Consider the following 23,670-nt stretch of genomic DNA (forward strand, 5'->3'; position numbering starts at 1 on the left):
TTTCTGTCGACTTACAGCACAATGCCTGGCGATAATTTTTCAGGTAGACTTACCTGCTGACTTTCTAGTGATGCCATTGGCCATGCGCAATAATCTGCCGCATAGAAGGCACTGGCACGATGATTCCCTGATGCACCAACACCACCAAATGGCGCTGCACTTGAAGCGCCTGTTAATGGTTTATTCCAGTTCACAATGCCTGCACGCGCTTCAATCAATAAACGCTCGAACAGTTCACGATCTGGTGAAACTAAACCTACTGACAAGCCAAAGCGTGTTGCATTGGCAAGCGCTAAAGCTTCATCAAAATGGTTATAACGATAGATACAGCTCAATGGACCAAAATATTCTTCATCTGGCACATTATTGACGTTTGTGACCTCTAAAAGACCTGGGCTTAACAAGCTACTATTTGGATCAGTTTGAGTCACAGGCAATAACACCTCTGCGCCCAAATCCACCAAACGTTGTTGCGCTTGTAAAATTTGCTGTGCAGCATGCAATGAAATCACACCACCCATGAATGGTTGTGGCTGTGCATCCCACTGACCCACCACCAAGTTACGGCTCACTTCAACCAAACGTTGAATGAAAGCATCACCTACAGCACCATTTTTGATAATCAAACGGCGCGCACAGGTACAGCGCTGACCTGCGGAAATAAAGGCAGATTGAATGGTTAAATTCACCACTGCATCAATATCAGTAATTTCATCGATAATTAATGCGTTGTTCCCCCCCATTTCTAGAGCGAGAATTTTTTCTGGCGCACCTGCTAATTGTTTATGCAAGTGGTAACCCGTATTGGCACTGCCCGTGAACAGCAAGCCGTCAATCTCATGTGATTGCGCCAAGGCTTCACCGGTACTGCGACCACCTTGTACCAAGTTCAAGACACCCGCAGGTAAGCCTGCTTCATGCCATAACTTCACGGTTTCTTCCGCAGTCCACGGCGTAAGTTCACTTGGTTTGAAGACAATGGTGTTCCCCGCAATCAGTGCTGGTACAATGTGACCATTCGGCAAGTGACCTGGGAAATTATATGGGCCAAATACAGCCAATACCCCATGTGGGCGGTGACGCAAAGAGGCTGCACCATCAGCCATTTCCGTTACGCTTTCGCCTGTACGCTCATGGTAAGCACGAATCGAAATGGCCACTTTAGCAATCATCGATTGAACTTCGGTTAAGGTTTCCCAAATCGGCTTGCTGGTTTCACGGCTAATGACTGTCGCTAACTGTTGTTTATTTTGTTCTAGCAAGCTTGCAAAGCGATGAATCACCTCAATACGCTCTGCAAGTGGACGACGTGCCCAAGCAGCAAAGGCAGCACGTGCTGACTGACATGCTTGTTCCACTTGTTCAGCCTTAGCTTCTGCACCTTGCCAAATCACTTCTTGAGAAACTGGATCAAGTTTGTTCCAAGCTGCACCCTGCGCTGGAGACCATGTCCCATTAATATATAAATTCCCTTGTGACATTATTTTTACTCCATCTTGTCTAAAGGCAACATACGAATACTTTGCCCCGCTTGTACGCCAAGCGCATAGGCTTGTTCAGCCGTTAAACTTAAGTTGTCTGCATCCGCAGCATGTTGAATTAAAATTGCGCGATAATCGTGATAACGGTCATTCGCCACCAAATAACGACCTGTCGCTTCTGGCAAACTGCTCACGATTTTCACAGCACAGGTCTGGCTTTCCTTGACTGCACGTAAGTTTTTCACTTCAGCTTCGAGGGTTGGCCCTGCATCAAAAATATCGACATACCCTTGATAACGCAGACCTTCCGACTCTAAAACACGAGAAGCTGGAACAGTCTGGGGATGAACTTGCGCAATCACTTGCTGTGCGGCCAATGGCAATAAATCGGTATACACAGGGAAGCGTGGCATTAATTCCGCAATAAAGACTTTTTGCCCAATACCACTCAAGTAATCCGCCGTGGAGAAATCCATATTGAAAAAGTGATAACCCAAGGCATCCCAAAAGGGTGATCGACCATTTTCATCAGAATAACCACGCATTTCTGCAATCAGGGTATTTTGAAATGCCTGCTGAAATGCTGCGATAAACAGAAAACGGATTTTAGAGAGCAATTTACCATTTTGATCTTTACGGTATTCAGGATCTAAAAACAGCGTACACAGCTCACTACATCCTGTATGGTCATTGCTTAAAAATAGGGTGTTTAAGGCCTTATAAACATTCAGAGCTTGTGAAGCATGAACTTGTTTGCCCACATGAAAGTTATAAAATGGTTCCGTCAAACCCACTGCAACTTCAATCGCACTCACGCCAACCACGCGCTGCAACTGGGTATCTTCTAAAACAAATAAATAACCTTGCTCATTTGGCGCCGCCTGACCTTGTAAGGTCTTTTGTGTGCGGGCAATTCGAGCCAATAAGATGTCTTTATTTTGGGGTAAAGAAGTCAGACCTACGCCCGACTTCCCCGCCAGAATGAAGATATCATCTAAATCTCGATGCTCTGCATGTCTAACAATCATCATCAGCGGTGACCTATCACGCGCCAACAAAACGTGCGAGCGCACGCTCAAAACGTTGTAAACCTGCTTCAATATCCGCTTCTGGAATAATTAAAGATGGCGTGAAACGCACGACATTTGGACCTGCAACCAAGGCCAAGAGGCCTTCTTCACCAGCAAGCGTGACGATATCTTTGGCTTTACCTGCATATTCTGCTTTGAGTACACAGCCAATCAATAAACCTTGACCGCGAACTTCTTCAAACAAACCAAAACGTTCATTCAAACGCTTCAAACCTTCAGCAAAGATTTGCGCACGAGTACGTACACCATTCAATACTTCAGGGGTGTTGATAAAGCCAAACACTGCATTTGCCACAGCAGATGCCAATGGATTACCGCCATACGTCGTGCCGTGATCTCCCACTGCATACATATTCGCGTATTTATCTGTCGTAATCATGGCACCAATTGGGAAACCACCACCGAGTGCTTTGGCTGTGGTTAAAATGTCTGGCGTCACTTCAGTGTTCATATAGGCATATAGCGCCCCTGTACGACCTACACCTGTTTGTACTTCATCAAAAATTAATACTGCACCGTGTTGATCACACAGCTCACGTAAACCTTTTAAAAATTCAGGATCAGCCGTAATGACCCCACCTTCACCTTGAATCGGTTCAACAATCACGGCACACGTGTCGGCATCAATCGCTGCACGGGCTGCGTCCAAATCATTAAATGGCAGATGCTGAATACCTTCTGGTAAAGGAGCAAAATCTTGCGAATATTTCGGTTGACCACCTGCCGAAACGGTAAATAAGGTACGACCGTGGAAGGCATTTTTAAATGCAATAATCTTGTTCTTGCGCGCAGAGCCTGAAAGTAGGCCCACTTTGCGTGCAAGTTTCAAAGCCGCTTCGTTGGCTTCTGCACCAGAGTTACAGAAGAACACTTTATCGGCGAAGGTACTTTCAACCAATTGTTTTGCTAGAGTAAGTACAGGTTCATTGGTATAACCATTACCGATATGCCATAACTTTTGACCTTGTTCGACTAAGGCTTTGACTGCAACTGGATGTGCATGTCCAAGCGCATTCACCGCAATGCCACCTGCAAAATCAATATATTCTTTACCTTGCTGATCCCACAAACGAGAACCTTCGCCACGCACAGGAATAAATTGAGCAGGTGCAAAAACAGGCACCATATACTGATTAAAATCTTGGCGATTCGGTTGGCTGTTCTGGTTCATGGTCTGTTCTTCCTTAATAAATCTGATGTTTTTCTTACTTGAATGTGCCCCGAAGGGCACGAAACTTCCCCTTAACCTGGGAAAATTCCTCGTTCTTTACGTGCTTTCAAAATACGCTCACAAGCCAAAATGTACGCTGCAGTACGCAAGCTACAATCTTTGTCATCTGCTGTATGCCAAACATCTTCAACCGCTTTAATCATGAGCTTATCTAAGCGCTCATTAATTTCTTCTTCGGTCCAGAAGTAACTTGCCATGTCTTGAACCCACTCAAAGTAACTCACGGTTACACCGCCAGCATTACAGAGCACATCTGGAACAATCATGATTTGACGTTGTAAAAGAATATCTTCTGCTTCTGGATAAGTTGGGCCGTTCGCACCTTCCAAGACCAATTTCGCAGTCAATTTTTGCGCACGCTCAGCAGTAATCTGACCTTCTAAAGCAGCAGGGATTAAAATATCCATCTCTACTGTCCAGAACGCTTCATCTTCAATTACGGTTGCATTAGGGAAGCCTGCAACACCTTTATGAATCGCAACGTAGTCTTGTAATTGCTTAACGTCAAAACCATCTGCGTTGAAAATTGTGCCTGTGTGGTCTTGTACACATACTACTTTTGCGTTGGCTTTATGGAATAAATATGCAGCTTCGCTACCTACGTTACCAAAGCCCTGAACTGCAATACGGCTGCCTTCAAGTGCTAAGTTAATTTTTTTGGCAACTTCTAAACCTGTAACGAATACACCACGACCTGTTGCACGGACACGACCTAATGAACCACCTAAATGTACAGGTTTACCCGTCACTACACCTGTGACAGTATGACCCTTAATTGTGGAATAGGTATCCATCATCCAACCCATAATGTCTGCATTAGTACCCACATCTGGCGCTGGAATATCGATTTGTGGGCCAATGATTGGGCTAATTTCAGTGGTAAAACGACGTGTTAAGCGTTCAAGTTCACGTGGCGACAATTTACGCGGGTCTACTCGAATACCGCCTTTTGCACCACCATATGGTAAGTTCAATACCGCAGTTTTAATGGTCATCCATGCTGAGAGGGCCATGACCTCATTCAGTTCTACATCTGGATGGTAACGAATACCGCCCTTACCTGGTCCACGCGACAAATTGTGTTGTACACGGTAACCTTCGAAATGCTGAATAGAACCGTCGTCCATTACAATAGGCACATCAACAATGAGCGCACGCTTTGGACGCTTTAAAGTATTGATAAATGGGATTAAGTCTTCTTCAAGATAAGGTGCTACACGGTTAATCTGAGCAAGGTAGGTTTGCCATGCGCCACTATTTTCCATTTCATACGACAAAGACATTATTTTATCCTCTGAGAATTTAATTGAGCTAATCCATTCAAAATAGGAAACACCCCATCTATTGGACACCGCCTCAGCTCGGTGTTGTTCCAACTGGAGTGTTACCTAATACGCATAGTATGAAAAATCAAAACGACTCTAAAAAGTTGTAAATTTGATAAAAATGCAATAAATTTTATCAAAATGATAATTATGGAAATCAAAATGAATGATACTGACAGCCAAATTCTAGGTTTGCTGCGTGACAACGCCCGTATGTCAATTACCGACATTGCCCAAAAAGTGCGCGTTTCCCGGAATACTGTGCAGAAACGAATCGAATATTTAGAATCGAGTGGCATCATTACGGGCTATACCGTTCGCTTAAAACCCGGCAGTGAGAAAAACACCATTCGTGCTTGGATGAATATTATGGTGGAAGGCACCAAAACCAGTGCGGTCGTAAAAGAGTTAAGAATCGACCCTTCTGTACATACACTGCATACCACCAATGGTAAATGGGATTTATTGGTTGAGCTGAAATCGGACAGTTTGGAAAGTTTTGACAAAACCTTAGAGCGTATTCGAACCATTTCGGGTATTTATAACACTGAAACCAGTATTTTGCTTTCGACTTATAAAGCATAAGCAATTCACTTATCGTGATTTTAAGTGAGAAACCCGCATACTCTTAGAAATCAAACCATCCTGATCAATACAGCCTGATTTGAGTAAAATGTACAGTTCGGCCCCCGTTTTCTAGGAAATTTGAGCCGATTTTGACCCCATGAGTTTAATCGATTGCTCATTTTTAAATAGTGCAACTCTTTTAAAGTCTTGCATGGCTGTGTATAACAATCGACGTACAGAAAAGTAAAAGCATAGGCAAACTGTCTAAAAAAGCGTTAGACTATGCCACAATCAGAAATGCAAAGACTTTGGTCATTTGCAGACGAATAGAAAGGTGAAGATTGATGCCGCTCAATACCGTTGAAGAGCTCGTAGCAGATATCCGTGCAGGGAAAATGGTCATCCTGATGGATGATGAAGACCGTGAAAATGAAGGTGACTTGGTCATTGCGGCGACACATGTCCGCCCAGAAGACATCAACTTCATGATTACACATGCGCGTGGTTTGGTGTGCTTAACTTTAAGCCGTGAGCGTTGTCAGCAATTGAATTTACCATTAATGGTCGATGCCAATGGTGCGCAACATGCCACCAACTTCACCCTATCAATTGAAGCAGCCGAAGGGATTACCACAGGTATTTCCGCTGCTGAACGTGCTCATACCATTCAAACGGCGGTTGCAGCACATGCCAAGCCTAGCGATATCGTACAGCCTGGACATATCTTCCCATTGATGGCGCAACCTGGTGGTGTACTACACCGTGCGGGACATACTGAAGCAGGCTGTGACCTTGCCCGTATTGCTGGTCTAGAACCTGCTTCTGTAATTTGTGAAATTATCAAAGAAGACGGCACCATGGCCCGTCGCCCAGATTTAGAAATTTTCGCTGAAAAGCATGGCCTGAAAATGGGAACCATTGCTGACCTCATCCATTACCGCATGACCAATGAACAAACAGTCGAGCGTTTAGGTCAAGAAAGCATCGACACTGAATACGGTACATTTGAACTGTTCCGTTACCGTGAAATTGGCAATCCAGATATTCATTTGGCTTTGGTGAAAGGTGAGCCAAAAGATGGCATCACTACGGTTCGCGTACATGGTTTTAATCCGACACGTGACTTGCTCAAATTGAACAAGCAAGACGGCGAACCCGCTTGGAACTTAGACCGTGCCTTAAAAGAAATTGCACAAAGTGATCGTGGCGTACTGGTCTGGATTGGTCAACGTCATCTACAAGATTTAGGCCCTGCCCTAGACAGCCTAACTGCACCAAAGAAAACCAAATCTAGTGCAGCTCTGTCTCAGCAATATCAAACGATTGGTGTGGGCGCACAAATTTTACGTGATTTAGGCGTCGAAAAAATGAAGCTGCTTAGTTCGCCGCTACGTTTCAACGCATTATCAGGTTTTAATCTTGAAGTGGTGGAATATGTCACCGCTCAACAAACATTAACGAAATAATCGAGGTTGCTATGGCGATTCGCCGAATTGAAGGTTTATTACATCTCGCGAGCGAAGGCCGTTACGCGATTTTAGTTGGTCGTTTCAATAGCTTTGTGGTTGAACACTTGCTAGAAGGCGCAATTGATACATTGAAACGTCATGGTGTATCAGAGGATAATATCACTGTTGTTCATGCACCAGGCGCTTGGGAACTTCCAGTGGTTGCAAAAAAACTGGCTGCTTCTGATCGCTTTGATGCCATCATCGCTCTTGGCGCTGTGATTCGTGGTAGTACGCCTCACTTTGACTTTGTTGCAGGTGAATGTGCCAAAGGTTTAGGCGTAGTTGGCTTAGACACTGGTTTACCAGTGATTAACGGTGTATTGACTACGGACAGCATTGAACAAGCGATTGAACGCTCTGGAACAAAAGCAGGTAATAAAGGTAGCGAAGCTGCTCTTACTGCAATTGAAATGGTTAACTTGTTAAAGGCTATTTAAAGCATGTCGCAAACACTTCAAGCCGCTTATGCTGCAAAACGTAAAGCACGTCGTTTTGCTGTACAAGGCATTTATGAATGGCAAATGAGCCGCAACCCAGTGCATGAAATTGAAGCACGTACGCGTGTTGAAAATGCCATGCATAAAGTGGACCTAAGCTATTATCATGAATTGCTGACTCAAGTGGTTGCCAATCATGAAGCTTTGGATGCGCTTCTTATTCCTGTGCTAGATCGCCAAATCGAAGCACTAGACGGTGTTGAACTTGCAACATTACGTTTAGGCGCTTACGAATTGAAAGAACATCTTGAAATCCCGTATCGCGTGGTTTTAGATGAAGCGATTGAACTTGCCAAACACTTTGGTGGTGCTGACAGTCATAAATACATTAATGGTGTATTAGACCGTTTAGCTAACAGCCTTCGTGCAGCAGAAAAGCAACAAGCACAATAAGACGTGTAGTAAGTAATATGGCTGAGTTTTCTATCATTGAAACCTATTTTAATCGACAGAAGCATACTTCAGTCGACTTAGGGGTCGGAGATGACTCAGCCGTACTTACCCCGCCTCCGCAGCAACAATTGGTGATCTGCACAGACACCTTGATTGCAGGACGACATTTTCCTCTCGATACTCCTCCCCATGCCATTGGCTGGAAATCTGTTGCCGTGAATCTTTCCGATATTGCAGCAATGGGCGCCAAACCGCAGAGTATCTTATTGGCATTGAGCCTACCCCAAATTGATCATGACTGGCTGAAAGACTTTAGTCGGGGACTCTACGATTGTTGCGATCAATTTGGCGTGAGTTTAATTGGTGGTGATACGACCCAAAGCCCTCACCTCACCATTTCCGTCACCGCCCTCGGCTGGGTAGATACGGGGCAAGCGGTAAAACGCTCAGGTGCTCAAGCAGGTGATTACGTTTGTGTCAGCGGTCAGGTCGGTGATGCGGCCTTTGGCCTTCAACATCCAAATCACACCTTAAAGCACCGTTTAGATTACCCAACACCACGTTGCCAACTTGGACAGCAGTTAAAAGGCTTAGCTTCTGCCATGATTGATGTGTCGGATGGACTGGCACAGGATCTTGGACATATTCTTAAGGCATCACAGGTCGGTGCTCGACTACAATTGGAACAACTCCCAATCGATGTCAGTCTGCAACATTTAACACAAGTACAACAATGGCAATACGCACTCGCAGGTGGTGATGACTACGAGTTATGTTTTACAATAAGCCCGCAAAATTACCAACAACTTTTGCAACAACAATTAGATGTAAAAATTACGGTGATTGGAACTATTACAACATCTACTGGGCTTACATTTGAAAAAGATGGCAAAGATCATCCGCTTCAATTTCAAGGGTATCAACACTTTGCATAAACCTCCAATTCAGTTTAACCAGATGTCTTGGTCGAACCGCTGTATTGTATTTTGCGGTGTCGGTTTTGGCTCTGGTTTATTACCCAAAGCACCAGGCACATTTGGTTCAGCTTTTGCCCTGCTTTTTATTCCATTGTGGTTGAATTTAGGCTTTATCAACTCCATATACGCCATCATCTTCATGTCGCTGATCGGCATCTATATTTGCGGTCAAACCGCCAAAGTGATGGGTGTACATGACGATGGACGCATTGTCTGGGATGAGTTTGCAGGCCAATCCATTACCTTGTTACCGTTGATTTATTTCGGACAAATGAGTGTCTTCTCTGCATTGATTGGTTTTTTGCTGTTTCGCCTGTTTGATGTATGGAAGCCATGGCCCATTCGCGTCATTGACCGCCAAGTCCACGGCGGATTTGGCATTATGCTCGATGACATTATTGCGGGGCTTTGGGCAGCGCTCTGTATTTTTATATACCTCAATATTTCTCTGGCTTAGCGCCAGCTTGTAAGGTGTGTTATGACAACTTCTGTGATTATTCTTGCTGCAGGTAAGGGAACCCGAATGCGTTCCCAGCTCCCCAAAGTGTTACAACCCTTAGCAGGACGCCCCTTACTTGGACATGTGATTGACACAGCAAAGCAACTCCATGCTGAGCACATCATCACCATTTATGGACATGGTGGCGAACAAGTGCAACAGCACTTTAACCATGAACAAATACAATGGGTCGAACAAGCAGAACAACTGGGTACTGGTCACGCTGTTCAGATGACTTTACCTGTACTACCTCAAGATGGCATCTCACTGATTTTATCTGGTGATGTACCCTGTATTACCCCCGCAACATTACAAAAACTACTTGATGCTTCACGTGGAACAGGGATTGGTCTCGTGACCTTAACCCTTGAAGATGCCACAGGCTATGGTCGCATTGTGCGTGAAAATGGGAAAATTCAAGCGATCGTTGAGCATAAAGATGCCAACGAACAGCAACGTCAGATTCGTGAAATCAATACAGGCATCTATTGCGTGAGTAATGCCAAGTTACATCAATGGCTACCACAGCTCACCAACAATAATGCTCAGGGTGAATATTACCTTACTGACATCGTGGCGATGGCACTGGCCGATGGTCTTGAGGTCGCTTCAGTTGAACCTGAGATGAGCTTTGAAGTTGAAGGTGTGAATGACCGTATTCAACTTGCAGCATTAGAACGCCAATTTCAAAACTTCCAAGCTAAACAATTGATGCAACAAGGCGTGCATTTGATTGACCCGAGTCGTTTTGATTTACGTGGCAAACTTAAAGTCGGTCAAGACGTACGGATTGATATTAACGTGATCATTGAAGGTGATTGCGAACTGGGTGATGGGGTTGAAATTGGCGCAGGTTGTGTGATTAAAAACACCAAAATCGCTGCTGGCACCAAAGTGCAGCCGTATAGCATTTTCGATCAAGCCATTGTCGGTGAAGACACCCAAATTGGACCTTTTGCACGTTTACGTCCAGGTGCAAAACTCGCCAATGAAGTCCATATTGGGAATTTTGTTGAAGTGAAAAACTCAAGCATCGGTCTGGGTTCTAAAGCCAATCATTTTACTTATTTAGGCGATGCCGAAATTGGTGAAAATTCAAATATTGGTGCAGGAACCATTACCTGTAATTATGATGGTGCCAACAAATTCAAAACCATTATTGGTGACGCTGCCTTTATTGGCTCGAACAGTTCACTGGTCGCCCCTGTACGTATTGGTCATGGTGCTACAGTCGGCGCTGGTTCAGTGATTACCCGTGATGTTGAAGATCACAACTTGGCCTTTGAACGTTCAAAGCAGATAGTCAAAGAAAACTATCAACGTCCACAAAAATTGAAGAAATAAGAGGATATTCCTATGTGCGGTATTGTCGGTGGCGTTGCAGAACGTAGTATTACCAATATTTTAATTGAAGGTTTAAAACGACTGGAATATCGTGGCTATGATTCGGCAGGCTTAGCACTGGTGAGTCAAGATGCTATTTTACGTGAACGTCGTGTCGGTAAAGTTGCCAACCTTGAACAAGCCGTGAATGAATCACTGGTCACAGGTTCACTTGGGATTGCACATACTCGTTGGGCAACTCATGGTAAACCAACCGAAAATAATGCCCATCCACATGTCTCGGGTAATGTTGCCGTCGTACATAACGGGATTATCGAGAACTATCAAGAACTGAAAGATGATCTTGAAGCCTTAGGTTATGTATTTACCTCGCAAACCGATACCGAGGTTGTCGCGCATCTGGTACATGACGCCTTAAAATCAACCTCTAGCCTGTTAGAAGCTGTACAAAGCGTAGTACCACAGCTTAAAGGTGCCTATGCACTGGGAATTATTCACACAGATTATCCTGATGAACTGATTACGGTGCGTGAAGGCTCACCACTTGTGATTGGTGTGGGGATTGGTGAAAACTTCATTAGCTCGGATCAATTGGCTTTATTACCGATTACCAACCGCTTTATTTACCTTGAAGAAGGTGACATTGCTCGCTTAACACGTGACAAGATTGAAGTATTTGTAAATGGGCAACTGGTCAATCGTCCAGTGAAAGAACTGGATGCAACAGTCAGCAATGCATCCAAAGGTGAATTTAAGCATTACATGCTGAAAGAAATTTATGAGCAGCCTGAAGCATTGCAACAAACCATTTCTCAAGCTTTAGATGGTAATGCTTTACGTGCTGATTTCTTAAAGCATGCAGAAGCGGATTTTGCGAACATCCAACAAGTACAAATTCTAGCTTGTGGGACCAGCTACCACGCTGGCATGATTGCCAAATATTGGTTTGAACAACTGATTGATGTGCCTTGTCAGGTCGAAATTGCCAGCGAATTCCGCTATCGCACTCCAGTCATTGTGAATAACACGCTTTACTTATGTATTTCACAATCGGGTGAAACTGCGGATACCTTAGCCGCACTGCGTGATACCCAAAAGCGTGCTGTATCAAAGAATATCAATATTGTGACTATGGCAATTTGTAATGTGGCCACTTCATCGATGATTCGTGAAACCAACCACAGCTTATTGACCTTGGCAGGCCCTGAAATTGGCGTAGCATCAACCAAAGCCTTTACCACGCAATTGGCCGCATTGATGTTACTGATTTTAAAAATTGGTCAAATCAAACAAACCATTTCAGAACATCAAATTCAAAGCATTGCAGCAGAGTTATGGCACTTACCTAAGGTTATTTTAGATACTTTGCAAAATAACGCAGCTATTTTGCGACTTTCAGAATTGTTTGTGGAAAAACAACACTGCTTATTCCTTGGTCGTGGCACACATTTCCCGATCGCCTTGGAAGGTGCATTGAAACTGAAGGAAATTTCCTATATTCATGCTGAAGGTTATGCTGCGGGCGAACTCAAACATGGGCCGTTGGCTTTGGTCGATAATGACATGCCTGTGGTTATTCTTGCTCCACAAGATGACATGCTAGATAAACTCAAATCGAACATGGAAGAAGTTCAAGCACGTGGGGGTGAATTGTTTGTCTTTGCGGATGAACATAGTGGCATTCACAATAAAGATCGCCAACACGTAGTGAGTGTACCAAGTATCAGTGCGACTTTAGCACCAATCGTGTATAGCGTCCCTGTACAGCTACTGTCTTATCATGTCGCAGTATTGCGTGGTACCGATGTAGACCAGCCTCGAAACTTGGCCAAGAGTGTTACTGTCGAATAAGAATAAAGGCTCGAATTTCGAGCCTTTTTTATCAAATAATATGAGTTAAAAATATGACCAGCCTTACCTGTTTTAAAGCTTATGATATTCGTGGCAAACTCGGCTCAGAATTGAATGAAGAGATTGCCTATAAAATTGGTCGTGCCTATGGACAAATTTACCAACCTAAAACCGTGGTGATTGGTTGCGATATCCGTCTGAGCAGCGAAGGCCTAAAACAAGCCACCATCCAAGGGCTCATCGATGCTGGTGTCAATGTTCTTGATTTGGGTATGACAGGAACTGAAGAAGTGTATTTCGGAGCCTTCCATCTTGACGTACAAGGCGGTATCGAAATCACGGCCAGTCACAATCCAATGGATTATAACGGCATGAAACTGGTGCGTGAAAATGCACGCCCAATCAGTGCTGACACTGGTTTAAAAGATATTCAAGCACTGGCGGAATCAGGCGCATTTACAACTGTTGAGCATAGAGGCACAGTTGAAAGTTACAATATTCTGCCTGAATTTATCGATCACCTCCTCACCTACATTCGCCCCGAAAAAATTCGTCCACTCAAACTGGTGGTCAATGCGGGCAATGGTGCAGCGGGGCATGTGATTGATGCACTGGAGCAAAAGTTCAAGCAACTGCAAGTTCCAGTCGAGTTTGTCAAAATTCATCATGAAGCCGATGGCACATTCCCGAATGGTATTCCAAATCCGATTTTAGTTGAAAATCGTGATAGTACCCGTCATGCAGTACTAGAACATCAGGCGGATATGGGCATTGCTTGGGATGGCGATTTTGACCGCTGTTTCCTGTTTGATGAAAAAGGGCAATTTATTGAGGGTTATTACATTGTCGGCTTATTGGCTCAAGCCTTCTTGTTAAAACAGAGCAATGAAAAAATTGTACATGACCCACGGTTGGTCTGGAACACTTTAGATATTGTCGATCAATATCAAGGTATTACTGTACAGTCTAAATCTGGTCACGCCTTTATTAAAGATGTCATGCGTGAACATAATGCAGTCTATGGCGGAGAAATGAGTGCACACCACTATTTCCGTGATTTTGCTTATTGCGATAGTGGCATGATTCCATGGTTACTGGCGATTAGCGTTTTATCTGAAACACAGCAATCTTTATCTAGCTTGGTTGAAGATATGATTACCAAGTTTCCATGTAGTGGTGAAATCAACTTTAAGGTTGCAGATACGCAAGCTACAATTCAAAAACTGTTTGACCATTTTGCAGATCAAAATCCTGAGATTGATCGTACCGATGGGGTGAGCTTAGATTTTGGCACTTGGCGTTTTAACGTACGTGCATCCAATACAGAACCTTTGCTTCGCTTGAATATTGAAAGCCGTTTGGATCAAAATCCGCAACCGATGCAAGCTTATGTGAATGAATTAACGCAATTGATTCAAAGTTAAAAAAGGGAGCACTTTGCTCCCTTTTTTAAAGTCTATTTTAAGCATACCCTTGCGGGTTCTGTTTTTGCCAATTCCAACTGTCGGCCAACATATCTTCCAAACCATATTGCGGCTGCCAGTTCAATTCTGTTACTGCACGAGTATTGTCCGCAAAAGATGTTGCTACATCACCCGCACGTCGTGGTGCAAATTCAAATGCAATCGCGATCCCATTGACTTGCTCAAAGGTATTTTTAATTTGCAAAACTGAGGCACCCTGCCCCGTACCGATATTCCATGCACGACAGCCTGTAGCCGCTAAACGATTATTCAATGCACATAAATGCGCATTAGCTAAATCCACTACATGGATATAATCACGAACGCCTGTACCATCTACCGTATCGTAATCCTGACCAAAAATAGCCAGTTTTTCACGACGCCCCACAGCGACTTGCGTTACATAAGGCATCAAATTATTTGGAATTCCTTGGGGATCTTCACCAATTCGACCACTTTTATGCGCGCCTACAGGGTTAAAGTAACGCAACAAAGCAATCGACCAACGCTCATCTGCCATACTGAGCTTTTGTAGCATTTGTTCAACAATCAGCTTGGTATAGCCATAATTGTTCGATGGCATACCCGTCGGCATCTCTTCATTCAATGGTGAAGTATTTGCCTCATCATAAACAGTCGCAGAAGAACTAAACACCAGCTTAAAGACGCCAGCCCGCTCCATGGCTTTGACCAAATTCAAACTACCCGTAATGTTATTATCAAAATAGGTCAAAGGAATCTGCTGGCTTTCACCTACCGCTTTTAAACCTGCGAAATGAATCACCGCATCAATTGTATGCTGTGCAAAAAGTTGATCTAGTATTTCACCATCTCGAATATCCCCCTCGACAAAATCGAGAGATTTTCCAGACAATTGTTGTACACGCGTCAAGGATTCAACCGAACTATTTGAGAGATTATCTAAAACCACAACGTCATGACCTGCGGTTAATAACTCAACACAGGTATGTGAGCCGATATAACCAGCTCCACCTGTGACTAAAATCTTAGCCATATTTTTTCCTTGCAAAACTTTCAGTAAGCCCTAAATTAAGCTATCAAATGAATCCTGTAATATCGAAATTATACTCATCAAGCAAATCTCTATAGTTTAGTTAATTATAACTTGATTACTCCGTTTATACCCATCGACATAATGCTCAAGTTGAGTCAACAACCAATCTATATCTGGTTTTGCTGCATCCATTTGACTTATTCTATCAAAGACTATTTGTATTTCTTGTAAGGGGTAATCTTTTTCAAAGGAACGACGAATCCGCGCATGCTCTGTATACTCTGTATTTTCTTGGTCAATCAACAGTTCCTCATACAGTTTCTCTCCTGGACGTAAGCCACTATAGATGATTTCAATATCACCACTCAACGACCCAGTTTCTCGCACAGTGAAACCACTTAGTTTAATCATTTGTCGTGCCAAATTCTGAATGCATACAGGTTCCCCCATATCCAATAAGAATACATCTCCACCTTGCCCCAGTGCACCCGCCTGAATCACCAATTGCGAGGCTTCAGGAATCGTCATAAAGTAACGAGTAACTTCTGGATGGGTCACAGTAATGGGGCCCCCTTTGGCAATTTGCTGTTTAAATAAAGGGACTACTGAACCTGAAGACCCTAAAACATTACCAAATCGAACAATACTGATATGTGTATTTTTCTGTATTGCAGCGACAGATTGACAATATAACTCTGCCATCCGCTTCGAAGCCCCCATCACATTGGTTGGTCGAACCGCTTTATCTGTCGAAATTAATACAAATGTTTCTACCCCTTTTTTTACTGCTGCATTGAGACTACATGCCGTACCAATCGCATTATTTTTCAATCCAGCAAGCGGATTACATTCAACTAGAGGCACATGCTTGTATGCTGCTGCATGGTAGACTGTTTGAACACCATACTGTTCAATCTCATACTCTAATTTGGCTTGATTCCGCACAGAACCCAAAACAGGAATGATGGTCACATCACAGCTCGAGTGTAATTCTTGATCAATGTTATACAGTGCGAATTCGTTCAGTTCATAAAGAACTAGCGCTTTCGGCTTATTCTTAACAATTTGACGACATAATTCAGATCCAATAGACCCACCTGCACCTGTCACCATCACAACTTTATTTTCAATATTCTTGGTCAATAAATGCGAAATCGGGGGAATAGGATCACGCCCTAACAAATCAATAATATCCACTTCCTGAATATCAGAAACGGTAATTTCGCCATGAACCAACTGGGTCAAACCAGGTAGTGCCGTAATTTTTAAATTACAAGGCTCAAGCTCATGAATAATCTCTGCTTTTCTTCCACGCTCCACTGAAGGAAGTGCCAATAAAATTTCGTCGATTCTATCTTTCTTCAACCGTTGTAATGCTTGAGCAACTGGATAAACAGGGATACTGCCAATAATTCTTCCTTGTAAGGATGGATCATCATCAATAAAGAATACAGGTAGATACTGACCTGAACATTTAAGTGCCGCCTCAATTTGCTGACCAGCTGCACCTGCACCATAAATTGCAACTCTTTTACTGCCAATTTCAGCACAATATGAAGCTCTAACTAAAAAACGAATATATACCCTACTCAACCAAACCCATGTAAACATCATAAATCCGAATATAAATGGGACAGACATCGGAACGAATGTTGCAGTACTTGAACGCAGTACATATAAGGCGATCATCGTCATCGCGACAGCAAGTGCTAACTTCCATATCAGGATTTCTTCAAAAGTATGGACAATAAAACGATAAACTCCTGTGATCATCAAACTTAAGACTGCAATAAAACTGATCAAGATAATGCCATATGTCGCATCTGAAATAATTGGAGTTTGAAAATCAAACAAACGAATCACATAGCACAACCATAAAATGACAGGGAAAGCCAATAAATCCAAAAAACTTAAAAAAACTTGCTTATATAATCTTGGCTGTGCAGCAAATTGATGAATTATATTTCTCACCATGATGATCCCCTTTACAGGATTGCATCTTTATACCCATTTTTATGTCAATAAAAATGCATGTTTAAATGGGATAGCCTTATGAGGACATCCTATTGTCCTTATTTGGTTGAACTTTTTATTACATCAATCGCCTACACAATCTTCTTAATTACATTCACGGTTTTTTAAAAACTCTTTTCTCTTAACATAGAGGTACCAAGAACATTAAATTTGCTTCACTTAGATATTGAGCATTTACTAGACGTACTTTAAGTCTCTAAGTAAACCTTCTGGATCAAGCAAACGAATGACATAGCACAACTATAGAATCACCATAAATGCGAATAAATCCCCAAAAATTGGTAAAATTGATAAATTAATATTTGTTTTTAATTAAATTGAGACATTTATCAAAAAATATAATTATTTTATTAAATTAATCAGCGCTTCATGAAAAAGCATGACAAATTACAACTTTGAGTTCTAAACAAATTTAAATAATTACAATCCGGACGACTACTCACTGGTTAAACTTTTATTCTGAAGTCTCAGATTAAAGAGCGGACTGAAACGGTCTTAAATGCAGAGATTAAAAAATATCTGGACGTAAATCCTAAAAAATCAATTGTAGAAAGGGCTACTCTCGCAAAACCAAAAGATTCTGGTTCATTTAAACTAGAAGTCCTACGCGGACGGACGAGCAATTTTTAGCCACAATTCATTAAGAGAAATTAAATTATTTGAAGAAATCGGCAGTAAAGTTAGCTCCCTATTTATACTCGACAAACTATCGGAATATTTCGATAGCATATTGTCCGTATGTATGGGTGATCCTAGTAAAAATAACATTGACCCTAGAGAGTATTCTCAACAGATAATCTCTCTAAATTCTTAAAATATTCTTGTTGAAATGCGGTCAGACTTAACTCACTATTTTCAAAGTGTTGTCTGATTCGATTGTAGTAAATCTCAATATATACAAACTAGATATCATTGGTTCGTTTGCAAGTAGACAATACTCTGCCGTGTACCACATGAACTTTTGATACATGAATGAAACTTTTAATTACTGTAATCCCAACAGTCTCTACGCATAAATATTATTTTAATTCGGCTGCTTGTGTAATAGCACTCTAAAATCACAATACAGTCTCGTAAGCCTGAGAAGCACAGCTTTGCAAGGTCATAAACATAACAACTGATAGAGTTTCCTCGTGAACAGCTCATAATGAAATACAGCACATACCAATTGACAGTTTATGTGTGGGCTAGTTTTCCAACCACGAATAAGATGACTAAATTAATTCAATATTACCCATGAGTATGACTAGCCTTCTTTAATTCAAATAGAGGCCATGTTGACTGTCTAAATAGTAGTGACTAAATAACTGGAAATAGGCAATCCCTAAAATTTTGCGCTGTAGGTAAACGATGATTTGAATCCATTGCTGACTGTTTAAATTCAGGACTTGAGCAGCACTGCTGTACAAGGGAGTCATCCAAGATTTCTAAAATTTACATGATTTTTAAAAGAACTGTGTATCCAATATTTTGTCGAGGATCACCTTAATTGGTTTAATTTTTTATTGCATTCATCATCTGTATAACCTGCTGAATAGCATTCACAGTTTTTGTCAGATTATCTTCTGTTAAGGTCGGATGTACCAAAAACATTAAACTGGTTTCACCTAATTGTTGTGCGTTCACTAAGCGTGTTTTTGGTCTCCAAGGAGTACCATCAAATGCTTTTTCTAAATACACTTCTGAACAAGAGCCAATAAAACATGGCACACCTTGTGCATTTATTTCATTCAAAATACGGTCACGGGACCAACCTGCAGGTAATTGATCAATATTGACCTGTACATAGCACTTGTAGTTGGCATGTACATAATCTTGATTTGGATAATGTACGGAGAAATAACGACTATTTTGAAATACAGCCAATATACGCTGCGCATTCTGCGTACGTTTTTTTGTCCATATTGGCATTTTTTTCAGTTGCATGCGCCCGAGCACGGCCTGCATTTCCATCATGCGCCAATTGGTTCCAAAAGAGTCATGTACCCAATGGAAACCAGGTGGGTGTTGTTTATGGTAAATGCTGTCATAATTTTTACCATGGTCTTTATAAGACCACATTTTTTCCCATAAGTTCTCATCATTGGTGGTAACCATCCCGCCTTCACCACCAGTACTCATAATTTTGTCCTGACAGAAAGACCATGCCCCAATATGACCAATCGAACCCGCTGATTTTCCTTTATATTGTGCCCCATGTGCTTGAGCACAATCTTCAATGACAAATAACCCTTTTTCTTCCGCCAACTGCATGATTGGATCCATATCACACATCCAGCCCGCTAAATGTACACAAATAATGGCTTTGGTATTCGAAGTTAATACCGCCTCAATGGTCTTTCGAGAAATATTCTGAGAATCTAGCTCAACATCTGCAAAAATAGGATTAGCTCCTGCTGTAACAATACAACTGGCAGATGCAAGAAATGTTCTAGATGTAACAATTACATCATCACCAACACCAATATTTAAAGCTTTTAAAGCAACATCAAGTGCTACCGTACCATTTGTTAATGCTACGGCATATTTGGTTTGAGAAAATTGCGCAAATTCTTTCTCAAACTCGCGACATTCTTTTCCAGTCCAATAATTCACTTTATTTGAAAGTAGCAGATCTTTAACAGCATCTGCTTCTTCTACTGTGAAGCTTGGCCATGGTTCAAATGTAGTATTTAGCATCATTTTTTTCCCTAAATATAATCTTGGGAATTGATATTCGGTGTGGTATCTACAGGACATACCGCATGGATAAACTCAGCTACATTAGGTAGAGCATCAAATTCATGCTTAAGAATTGCTATATCGTATACATCATGCCATTCTCCCTTACGAAAAATCGCTTCACGTTGTCGACCTTCAATCTTCCAACCACATTTTTTAACATAAGCACCCATACTTGGCCCATTGAAGTCTAAAACTGGACCATATAAACGTCTGAGTCCGACATTGTAAAATGCCCACGCCATGGTCAACATAATGACTTCTGTCCCAAAGCCTTTTTTATTTTTTTCTGGCAAGATTTTTATTGGCATATTCGCTGACTGATTATGCCAATCAATCTCCCATAACCCCGTGATACCAATTGCTTCATTCGTTTCATTATCTACAATAATTAAGCGATAATTTGAACTATTTGTATTTGACTGAATCCAATTATTTTGGGAAAACAGAGATACAGGAAATGACCATCCTGTTACACTTCCAGCCACAAAAGGATCATTCATCAATTTTTGCAATAAAATATCATCGTGTAACTCAATTGGTCTAAGCGACACATTTTTAGATTTAATCATGACATTATTTCCCATTTGGTTTCCGATAAAGCGGAAAGTATTCTGTTAACTGTCCAACCCTGCCATTTTTATTTAACAATTTGAGATAAATATCAGAGTTCACGACAATACGATGCGTTTTAAATACGTGCTCATTTGAACTGAATCCTTTTTTATACTCATATAATGAATCCAAACTTGCCCCTAAACCTCCGCCAAGATGCAAAATACGGTATCTCTTTTCACGCCCCCAGGCTCTTGCAATATGTGCAATCAGCTTAGCAGGCTGTAAATTTCGATAAGCATCAAGAGTACCGCCTAAATGATATTGGATAATTTTACTTTCTTGGCAATACGTAAAGATTGAAGCAGCAATCGGTGTTTCATTATCATAAGCAGTAATTAATAAAATTCTGCCTTTTAGATTTTTTGCTAACGCTATGAAATATAAATCATCAAATAAATAAAAGTCTGATGCATTTACATGCTTCATAGTTTCAAGGTAAATTTTAGAAAAGATTAAAGCATTATTTTCATTGAATTCTTCAATCTTTGTATATATAGACTGTTTTAATGCCTTTTTAATGCCTCGTTGATGTCTCTGTTGAGTTTCAGACCAATGTTCTTCTTCTGTTTTACTCAAATCTGAAGATAATGTTGGCCCATGCTCAACGATAGTGCCAAATTTACTATTCCATCCAATATTTAAAATTGGATGTAGTCGAATAAACCAAGAAACACAATTCTGTTCCTTTAAAAAATTAATTGCATTTTGTAATAACTGATCAATCTCTTGATTTGTTAATACACTATCTCCTAATGGACCACCATAACCATATGGCGAGGTAGCATCCCAAAATATACTATCTATTCTCCTAATAATTAAAGGAAAAAGTAACTCATTATAACCAAACTTAATCATTAAGCCTTTAGCCTGACCATCATCTATTACTGCTGAAGATTTAAGCCATCCACTTAAATGATAGATATCAAAATTAAATTTCTTTACTGCAGTGTCCCATTCATCATCAACATCGACTAAAGAGCAGTTCACATTAGAATCCATTTTCATCACCCTGTTTATCCCCTGTAAATTTAGGCATAGAGTGACCTGATTCATCATTTACATTTTCTTTAATTAGAACAACTTTGATCGTTTTCAGCATAATTTTGAAATCCAGCCAAATGGATTGATTTTCAACATACCAAATATCAAGCTTCAATTTTTCATCCCAACTAATGGCATTACGGCCATTCACTTGTGCATGACCTGTCATGCCGGGGCGCACATGATGACGTTTGGCTTGTTCTTTACTATAAAGAGGTAAATATTCCATCAATAAAGGACGTGGACCTACAATACTCATTTCACCTTTAATCACGTTCCATAATTCTGGTATTTCATCCAAACTTGTAGATCGCAATTTTTTGCCAAAAGGAGTTAAACGTTCAATTTCAGGTAAAGGGTTCCCTTGGACATCAATAGCATCATGCATACTTCTAAATTTAATCATTTCAAAAGGTTTGCCATGTAACCCTGGACGAACCTGACGGAACAAGACAGGAGCGCCTAAATTCTTTTTCACCTTATATGCAACATATAAATATAATGGCGATAGTAAAGTGAGCGCAAAAGAAGCAATCACAATATCTAGGAAGCGTTTTATCATTTTCAGACTCCTAAAATATTTTGTAATCGTTGATTTACTTGTTCAACATCAAATTTATCGAGTGCGATTTTGTGGCTTTCATCTCCCATAAATCTGATTTGTTTAGGATTCTCAATGAAATAAATCATATTTTCAGCTAAAGCTTTGGAATCCCACCTTGGAATAATGAAGCCATTTCGATTTTGGATTACAGTTTCTCGGCAACCTGGGACATCTGTAGTAATAATTGCACGGCCTATTGCCATTGCTTCTTGTGTGCTGCGAGGTACACCCTCACGATAAGAGGGCAACACAAATACATGACTATTCGTAATCCAGTCTTTTACATTATTCACCCAGCCTAAATAATGCACAACATTGGAAGCAATCAAATCATCTAATTCTGATTGTTGCAGTGCTCCAATATTAAAAGTATCTATTTGTCCAAGAATCGTAAACTGTGTTTTAGGATATTGTTTTTTCACCAATTTAGCGGCTTGAACAAACTCATGTATTCCTTTTTCTTTAAGCAACCGACCAATGAATAAAAATTTAATAGGAAGTGAAATATCATCAACGGGTTGATATGGATATTCTTGTAAATTTAAACCTATTCCGCCTAGGATCACTACTTTTTTTACTTTTATAGAATATGTTTCCAATAAATCTTTAGGATCATCTGGGTTTAAGAAAATAAGTTGATCCAGCATTGGCAATGCGATTTTGTAGAGAAAAACTTGAATGTATCGGATAAATTTAATTTTATGGCTTAGACCCTCTGGCTGCTCTGTAAAAGTGTAACCTAGCCCCTCAAGCATACCGATTACACAAGGTACTTTTGCTAGTTTCGCAGCTAGAGTCCCAAAAATGACTGGCTTAGAAAAATATGAAAAGACCACATCAGGATTTATATGCTTTATTTTTTTAAAAAGTTGATAAGTTGCGACAATATCTGCCAGTGGATTTAATCCACCACGGTTTAAAGTATATGTAACTGGAATAGCACCTAGTTGTTCTATTTTATTTATATCTTCTGCATTGTATTGAGATGTAAAAGCATAGATTTGATGCCCCTGCTTTAAGAGGCTACGGATTAAATCTGCACGAAAATCATAAATGCTAGATGCTATCGTGCCAATAAACACTATCGTACTCATAATTTTTCAGCTTTTTTAGTTTTTTTAAAAAATTATTCTTTCCGTATTTAAGTGACAAACATAGAACATTTTTCTAATAATGTGTTCCAATTGCCTCTTTTACATCTCTAATTAAAATCCTTTTTTTGATCTGTGTCTTTTAAATAATTCTCTATTTTGTTGCAAAAAGTTTTAAAAATTAAAGTTCAACCAAGTAACCACATCCAAAATATGACTTAGTCATAAAGTCTATCTAAATTTTTCAAATTTATTCAGAATGGTAAATGAACATACACCCCATACAACTTTGAGCAAAGTTAGCAACTCTTTGTAA

General features: G+C 40.9%; 21 protein-coding genes. 9 read left to right on the forward strand and 12 right to left on the reverse strand.

What is annotated here, in order from left to right:
• Positions 1–11 precede the first annotated feature (11 nt).
• From astD to MP622_RS13550, 4 genes are all read right to left on the reverse strand, one after another.
• The gene (astD, locus tag MP622_RS13535) at positions 12–1,481 is read right to left on the reverse strand and encodes a succinylglutamate-semialdehyde dehydrogenase (protein ID WP_243791379.1); all 1,470 of its coding nucleotides are present in this window, start codon (positions 1,479–1,481) and stop codon (positions 12–14) included.
• Between the two features lie 5 nt (positions 1,482–1,486).
• Positions 1,487–2,512, reverse strand: coding sequence for an arginine N-succinyltransferase (astA, locus tag MP622_RS13540; RefSeq protein ID WP_016165648.1), 1,026 nt, complete (start codon positions 2,510–2,512; stop codon positions 1,487–1,489).
• 13 nt (positions 2,513–2,525) lie between these two features.
• Positions 2,526–3,743 (reverse strand): bifunctional succinylornithine transaminase/acetylornithine transaminase, encoded by a 1,218-nt coding sequence (locus tag MP622_RS13545; RefSeq protein WP_016165649.1) that lies wholly within the window; start codon positions 3,741–3,743, stop codon positions 2,526–2,528.
• Positions 3,744–3,814: 71 nt separating this feature from the next.
• On the reverse strand, positions 3,815–5,089 hold the full coding sequence (locus tag MP622_RS13550; RefSeq protein WP_171284991.1) for a Glu/Leu/Phe/Val dehydrogenase: 1,275 nt from the start codon (positions 5,087–5,089) through the stop codon (positions 3,815–3,817).
• 201 nt (positions 5,090–5,290) lie between these two features.
• On the opposite strand from MP622_RS13550, the gene MP622_RS13555 reads away from it, so the two are divergent.
• From MP622_RS13555 to MP622_RS13595, 9 genes are all read left to right on the forward strand, one after another.
• A complete protein-coding gene (locus MP622_RS13555; protein ID WP_044739723.1) occupies positions 5,291–5,713 on the forward strand; it encodes an Lrp/AsnC family transcriptional regulator in 423 nt (140 codons plus the stop codon).
• Positions 5,714–6,039: 326 nt separating this feature from the next.
• The gene (ribBA, locus tag MP622_RS13560; RefSeq protein WP_044739724.1) at positions 6,040–7,161 is read left to right on the forward strand and encodes a bifunctional 3,4-dihydroxy-2-butanone-4-phosphate synthase/GTP cyclohydrolase II; all 1,122 of its coding nucleotides are present in this window, start codon (positions 6,040–6,042) and stop codon (positions 7,159–7,161) included.
• Positions 7,162–7,172: 11 nt separating this feature from the next.
• Complete coding sequence (ribE, locus tag MP622_RS13565; protein WP_016165653.1) at positions 7,173–7,643, forward strand: 6,7-dimethyl-8-ribityllumazine synthase; 471 nt, start codon at positions 7,173–7,175, stop codon at positions 7,641–7,643.
• A gap of 3 nt (positions 7,644–7,646) precedes the next feature.
• Positions 7,647–8,096, forward strand: coding sequence for a transcription antitermination factor NusB (nusB, locus tag MP622_RS13570; RefSeq protein WP_016165654.1), 450 nt, complete (start codon positions 7,647–7,649; stop codon positions 8,094–8,096).
• Between the two features lie 17 nt (positions 8,097–8,113).
• Positions 8,114–9,031, forward strand: a complete 918-nt coding sequence (gene thiL / locus MP622_RS13575; protein WP_243791381.1) for a thiamine-phosphate kinase — start codon at positions 8,114–8,116, stop codon at positions 9,029–9,031.
• Entirely contained in the window at positions 8,982–9,530 is a 549-nt protein-coding gene (locus MP622_RS13580) for a phosphatidylglycerophosphatase A (protein WP_042069148.1), read from the forward strand. The genes thiL and MP622_RS13580 overlap by 50 nt, the downstream gene beginning before the upstream one ends.
• A gap of 21 nt (positions 9,531–9,551) precedes the next feature.
• Positions 9,552–10,916: a bifunctional UDP-N-acetylglucosamine diphosphorylase/glucosamine-1-phosphate N-acetyltransferase GlmU gene (glmU, locus tag MP622_RS13585; protein WP_243791382.1), complete on the forward strand. Its 1,365-nt coding sequence runs from the start codon at positions 9,552–9,554 to the stop codon at positions 10,914–10,916.
• A 12-nt stretch (positions 10,917–10,928) separates the two neighbouring features.
• Complete coding sequence (gene glmS / locus MP622_RS13590; protein WP_243791384.1) at positions 10,929–12,767, forward strand: glutamine--fructose-6-phosphate transaminase (isomerizing); 1,839 nt, start codon at positions 10,929–10,931, stop codon at positions 12,765–12,767.
• A gap of 53 nt (positions 12,768–12,820) precedes the next feature.
• On the forward strand, positions 12,821–14,191 hold the full coding sequence (locus tag MP622_RS13595) for a phosphomannomutase CpsG (protein WP_243791386.1): 1,371 nt from the start codon (positions 12,821–12,823) through the stop codon (positions 14,189–14,191).
• Positions 14,192–14,228: 37 nt separating this feature from the next.
• Here the strand turns inward: MP622_RS13595 and galE are convergent, their stop codons facing one another.
• From galE to MP622_RS13635, 8 genes are all read right to left on the reverse strand, one after another.
• Positions 14,229–15,245, reverse strand: coding sequence for a UDP-glucose 4-epimerase GalE (gene galE / locus MP622_RS13600; RefSeq protein WP_243791388.1), 1,017 nt, complete (start codon positions 15,243–15,245; stop codon positions 14,229–14,231).
• 96 nt (positions 15,246–15,341) lie between these two features.
• Complete coding sequence (locus tag MP622_RS13605; RefSeq protein WP_243793536.1) at positions 15,342–17,216, reverse strand: nucleoside-diphosphate sugar epimerase/dehydratase; 1,875 nt, start codon at positions 17,214–17,216, stop codon at positions 15,342–15,344.
• A gap of 1,319 nt (positions 17,217–18,535) precedes the next feature.
• On the reverse strand, positions 18,536–18,697 hold the full coding sequence (locus MP622_RS13610) for a hypothetical protein (protein ID WP_243791390.1): 162 nt from the start codon (positions 18,695–18,697) through the stop codon (positions 18,536–18,538).
• A gap of 76 nt (positions 18,698–18,773) precedes the next feature.
• A complete protein-coding gene (locus MP622_RS13615) occupies positions 18,774–19,958 on the reverse strand; it encodes a DegT/DnrJ/EryC1/StrS aminotransferase family protein (protein WP_243793537.1) in 1,185 nt (394 codons plus the stop codon).
• An 11-nt stretch (positions 19,959–19,969) separates the two neighbouring features.
• The gene (locus MP622_RS13620) at positions 19,970–20,572 is read right to left on the reverse strand and encodes a GNAT family protein (RefSeq protein ID WP_151505155.1); all 603 of its coding nucleotides are present in this window, start codon (positions 20,570–20,572) and stop codon (positions 19,970–19,972) included.
• A 4-nt stretch (positions 20,573–20,576) separates the two neighbouring features.
• Positions 20,577–21,617 (reverse strand): GNAT family N-acetyltransferase, encoded by a 1,041-nt coding sequence (locus MP622_RS13625; RefSeq protein WP_243791392.1) that lies wholly within the window; start codon positions 21,615–21,617, stop codon positions 20,577–20,579.
• Complete coding sequence (locus tag MP622_RS13630) at positions 21,607–22,221, reverse strand: sugar transferase (protein ID WP_243791394.1); 615 nt, start codon at positions 22,219–22,221, stop codon at positions 21,607–21,609. The genes MP622_RS13625 and MP622_RS13630 overlap by 11 nt, the downstream gene beginning before the upstream one ends.
• Before the next feature lie 2 nt (positions 22,222–22,223).
• Positions 22,224–23,357 carry a glycosyltransferase family 4 protein gene (locus MP622_RS13635; protein ID WP_243791396.1) on the reverse strand — a complete coding sequence of 378 codons (1,134 nt, stop codon included), beginning with the start codon at positions 23,355–23,357 and terminating at the stop codon, positions 22,224–22,226.
• Between the last annotated feature and the right edge of the window lie 313 nt (positions 23,358–23,670).

This window comes from Acinetobacter sp. PK01 (assembly GCF_022819285.1).
Lineage (GTDB): Bacteria > Pseudomonadota > Gammaproteobacteria > Pseudomonadales > Moraxellaceae > Acinetobacter > Acinetobacter tandoii.